Origin of the sequence: Halalkalibaculum sp. DA3122, from assembly GCF_043951865.1 — a bacterium.
In the GTDB taxonomy this organism is placed as follows: domain Bacteria; phylum Bacteroidota; class Rhodothermia; order Balneolales; family Balneolaceae; genus JAMQKA01.
This window is the reverse complement of record NZ_JBINJF010000074.1, coordinates 1-3,442: the sequence shown is the minus strand read 5'-3', so window position 1 is coordinate 3,442 and position 3,442 is coordinate 1. Positions and strand designations below refer to the sequence as shown.

The window sequence follows — 3,442 nt, the reverse complement described above, 5'->3', positions numbered from 1 at the left end:
GATCCGCTGAAAAACGCGGATCTCAAACAGCAATGGTTTCTTAACGCTCCGGCTCCGGGCACTGTATTCCACAAAAATTTCTGCAGGGCGGATGGGGGAATAAAAATTTCTAACAACGAATAACAAATTTCGAAGGGGTGCCGGGAAGAAGAACCCGGGGGGTTCCCCCTTGTGGCAGCAATGATGGAAAAGCGGTAAATGATGTTCGAAGGGGGTGCAGGGGGATGTTCAGTGAGGAATGAAAAATGAAGAATTAGAAATGATGAATTTCGAAGGGGAGATCGTTTGAACGAGTTATAGCATCATGCCCAAGACCGGAAGAATTTCTGTCTGACGAGGGGCGGGCGACGAACCTAAGCAGCGACAACAAACGAATTCCGCCGCGAGGAGTTAAATTCTTCTTGAGTTTTTGGTTCCTTTTGGGTCAAGCCAAAAGGGACAACCTATCCCCCTGCCAATTCCTTTACCCGCTCAAAAATAGAGGGCCAGTCGCCCTCGGCGACTACGTCTGCCTGTACCTTGTGGTCGCCGGCAAGCTTCTCTGCCACAGCCCGATCTCCGGCGATAATGGATGATGCTGACGCAAACACCTCGGGAAAAGCGGCCCCGATACGGTTGACGGCCCGCCGTGAGTGGCAGACAACGGTATCGGGTTGATGATCGCGTATCCAGCCCTGGTAGGTCTCCAGCTCATTGCCGGTCGGTCCTTTCAACTCGTAAAAAGCCCGCTCGTTGACTTCAATATCGAGCTCCTTGAGCAGACCGGGGATCTCTTCATTTTTGTGGGTGCCACAGGGATAGAACACCGTACCCAGCCGGCGCAGGCGCATTAAAAACTCCAGCATTTTAATCGGCTCTTCGCTGCCCGGAAATATCGCCGGGACGCCCTGCTCTTCGAGGTAATCCGCGGCACGCTGGTGGCTGACCAGGTTGATACGATTTTTTATTACTTCCAGCAGGTTTTGCTCCCTGGCCTGTTCAATAAAAAAACGGGCGTTTCGCTTGTGACCGTAGATAATATTTTCAGTTTCCTCCAGCAGTGCGGGCAGGTCGCCGGTATCGGTCTCAAGCGGCACATATCTTTCGAGCGGAAGGTGAAGAACGCTGATCTCTTTCTCCCCGCTCCATTCCAAAAAATCCTCTGCATCCTCCATTGCTGAAGTCAGCAGTATGGTTAGATCCGTTGACATGCTTTGACCGTATATCTTTTTGTTTAAAACGTTAAAATGTATATCCGATTCCCACGTAAATCCGCATCATATCCTCCGAAAATCCCGCTTCGCCCCGCAGGATAAAATCGGGACTAAACAGCGACATCGTGCCACCCACGCCCACCGTCTGCTTGTAATCCGAAAACAGGTCGCCCCAGTCATCCTTCTCCGTAAAAACACGACCCACATCCGTAAAAAAGTGTCCACCCAGCTTGATCTGGTACCGGGGAAAGTTGAACACCCATTTCCGCACTTCCAGGGAGTAGGCGATGGATGAATTCCCCAGGAAACGGTTCAGGGCATATCCCCTGAGCGTCTCGTTATTCCCGAGCGCAGAAAGTTCCCAGTACGGGAGATCGCCGGAGGCGTGGCGGCCTTGCAGCCGGTTTGCCACTGTTACCCAGTTAAATAGCCGGAAGTATTGGCGGAAATCGCCTTCGAGCGTCACCAGCCCGTAATCACTTAATAAAAACGTGGGGGAAGCGCGCAGTTCCACTTTCGCCCGGTTGCCGGACGTGGGATCAAACTCGCTGTTCCTGTTTTCCCAGATAAAACCGGTACTGACGGTGTTGATCCACCCGCCCGAGAGTCCTTTCGGGCGGTCTGCATTAAACTTTGAGACCTCTTCCTTTACCGACGGCAGCTCATACTTCGTGCCGATTCCAAAAAGCAGGTCAAATCGGGCATCCCGGTCCCTGAATAACGGCTGGCGCCCTTCGTAGGCAACCTCAATCTTTTTTGATTCGAAAAAATAGTACTCCTCGTCAAACCGCTGTTCATCAAATGGGGTGTTGTTCCCGATGCCGAAGTAGTAATCATACATAAAACGATAGGCAAAAATCGAGAGCGTACTGCGGATGTCGGTCCCGAAGGTCTGTGTCTGGTCATATTCCAGCTCCAGGCTGAACATGCCCCTGGTGGAGAGCAGGGCCGTAGATTTAATATAATTCCGGAAGGGAGTAACGCCCCCGCTGTAGTCAATCCGGCTGTACAGGCCGCCCCCGATAAGTCCCAGGTCCGAGTCGTATGCCAGTGCCGGGAACAGGGTGGACTGCACCGAATCAGCTCCCACCGGGCCGGTTCCTATCTGGGCGTGCGCCGGCCTGCTGAGCAGGCAAAGGGCAAACAGCCCGAAAACAGAAAGCTGCAAATATGTAACCATGCGATCCCTGTTCAATCCAGCGCCCCCTCTTTTTCCAGCAGCTCCAGGGTTTCAACGGCGTGTCGAAGATGCGGAATGACGATGCTCCCTCCCACCGTCAACGCCACATTCAGGGCGTCAACAATCTCCTGCTTGCTGAACCCGGCTTCGGCACACTGCTCCAGGTGGTAGTCGATACAGTCGTTACAGCGCATCACTGTTGAGGCCACCAGTCCCAGCAGCTCTTTGGTTTGGGAAGACAAGGCCCCATCTCGGTAGGTATTCGCATCGAGATTAAAAAATCGTTTGATACCGAGATGATCCAGGTCCATAATCTTGTCATTCATCTCCGCGCGGCGCACACGGAATTTTTCCAGCCGGCTTGTGTCTTGTTCACTCATATGCATCCAGTTTATCACTCTAGAATCAAGCTGGTAAAGATAGCATATATTATTCTGAACTTTTAATGCCTTTTTATTTAGGAGACCTTTGTGGGAAATCTTTGCAAAACCGTTGTTCTTCCTAATTCCATTTAATTTGCACCTGTAAAATCTTCATATATAAATCATACTGCAGTTTTCAACTGATGAAACCGGGATCCTGTACAGGCGCGACATGTTGCGTCTCAACGAATTTCCACAGGTGAATGAAGGATTAAGGATTATGGAATTTGGGATTGTGAAGGAGGAGGTCCTACCAACGAGGTATTGCACCATGTCCGATACCGGAAGAAGTGCTGTCTGACGAGGGAGCAAGCTACAAATGCTACCCTGCCCTTCCCGGCCTTGAATGGGGCGCGGAGGCCGAAGCAGGCGTTTGTGGATGCCCTGCCGGTGAAGGTTTTGATAGCGGGCAGCAGGCGTGACGGACCATCAACATCCACGCCTGCACAGGCTGCAGCTGGTGCCCCATTCACCACCGGAGGATGGGAATTATGAATGAAGAATTAAAAATTATGAATTTCGAAGGGGTACCGGGAAGAAGAACGCGGGGGGTTCCCCCTTGTGGCAGTTATGATGGAAAAGCGGTAAATGATGTTCGAAGGGGGTGCAGGGGGATGTTCAGTGAGGAATGAAAAATGAAGAATTAG

The 3,442-nt window shown here is 51.6% G+C and carries 3 protein-coding genes; all 3 read right to left on the bottom strand.

Going from position 1 to position 3,442, the window contains the following annotated elements:
- Window positions 1-443: 443 nt before the first annotated feature.
- From ACG2F4_RS19130 to ACG2F4_RS19120, 3 genes are read right to left on the bottom strand one after another with little or no spacing between them, the layout of a single operon-like run.
- Window positions 444-1,190, bottom strand: a complete 747-nt coding sequence (locus tag ACG2F4_RS19130) for a uroporphyrinogen-III synthase (RefSeq protein WP_395262547.1) — start codon at window positions 1,188-1,190, stop codon at window positions 444-446.
- Between the two features lie 31 nt (window positions 1,191-1,221).
- Complete coding sequence (locus ACG2F4_RS19125; protein ID WP_395262546.1) at window positions 1,222-2,373, bottom strand: BamA/TamA family outer membrane protein; 1,152 nt, start codon at window positions 2,371-2,373, stop codon at window positions 1,222-1,224.
- A gap of 11 nt (window positions 2,374-2,384) precedes the next feature.
- Window positions 2,385-2,753: a carboxymuconolactone decarboxylase family protein gene (locus ACG2F4_RS19120; RefSeq protein ID WP_395262545.1), complete on the bottom strand. Its 369-nt coding sequence runs from the start codon at window positions 2,751-2,753 to the stop codon at window positions 2,385-2,387.
- Between the last annotated feature and the right edge of the window lie 689 nt (window positions 2,754-3,442).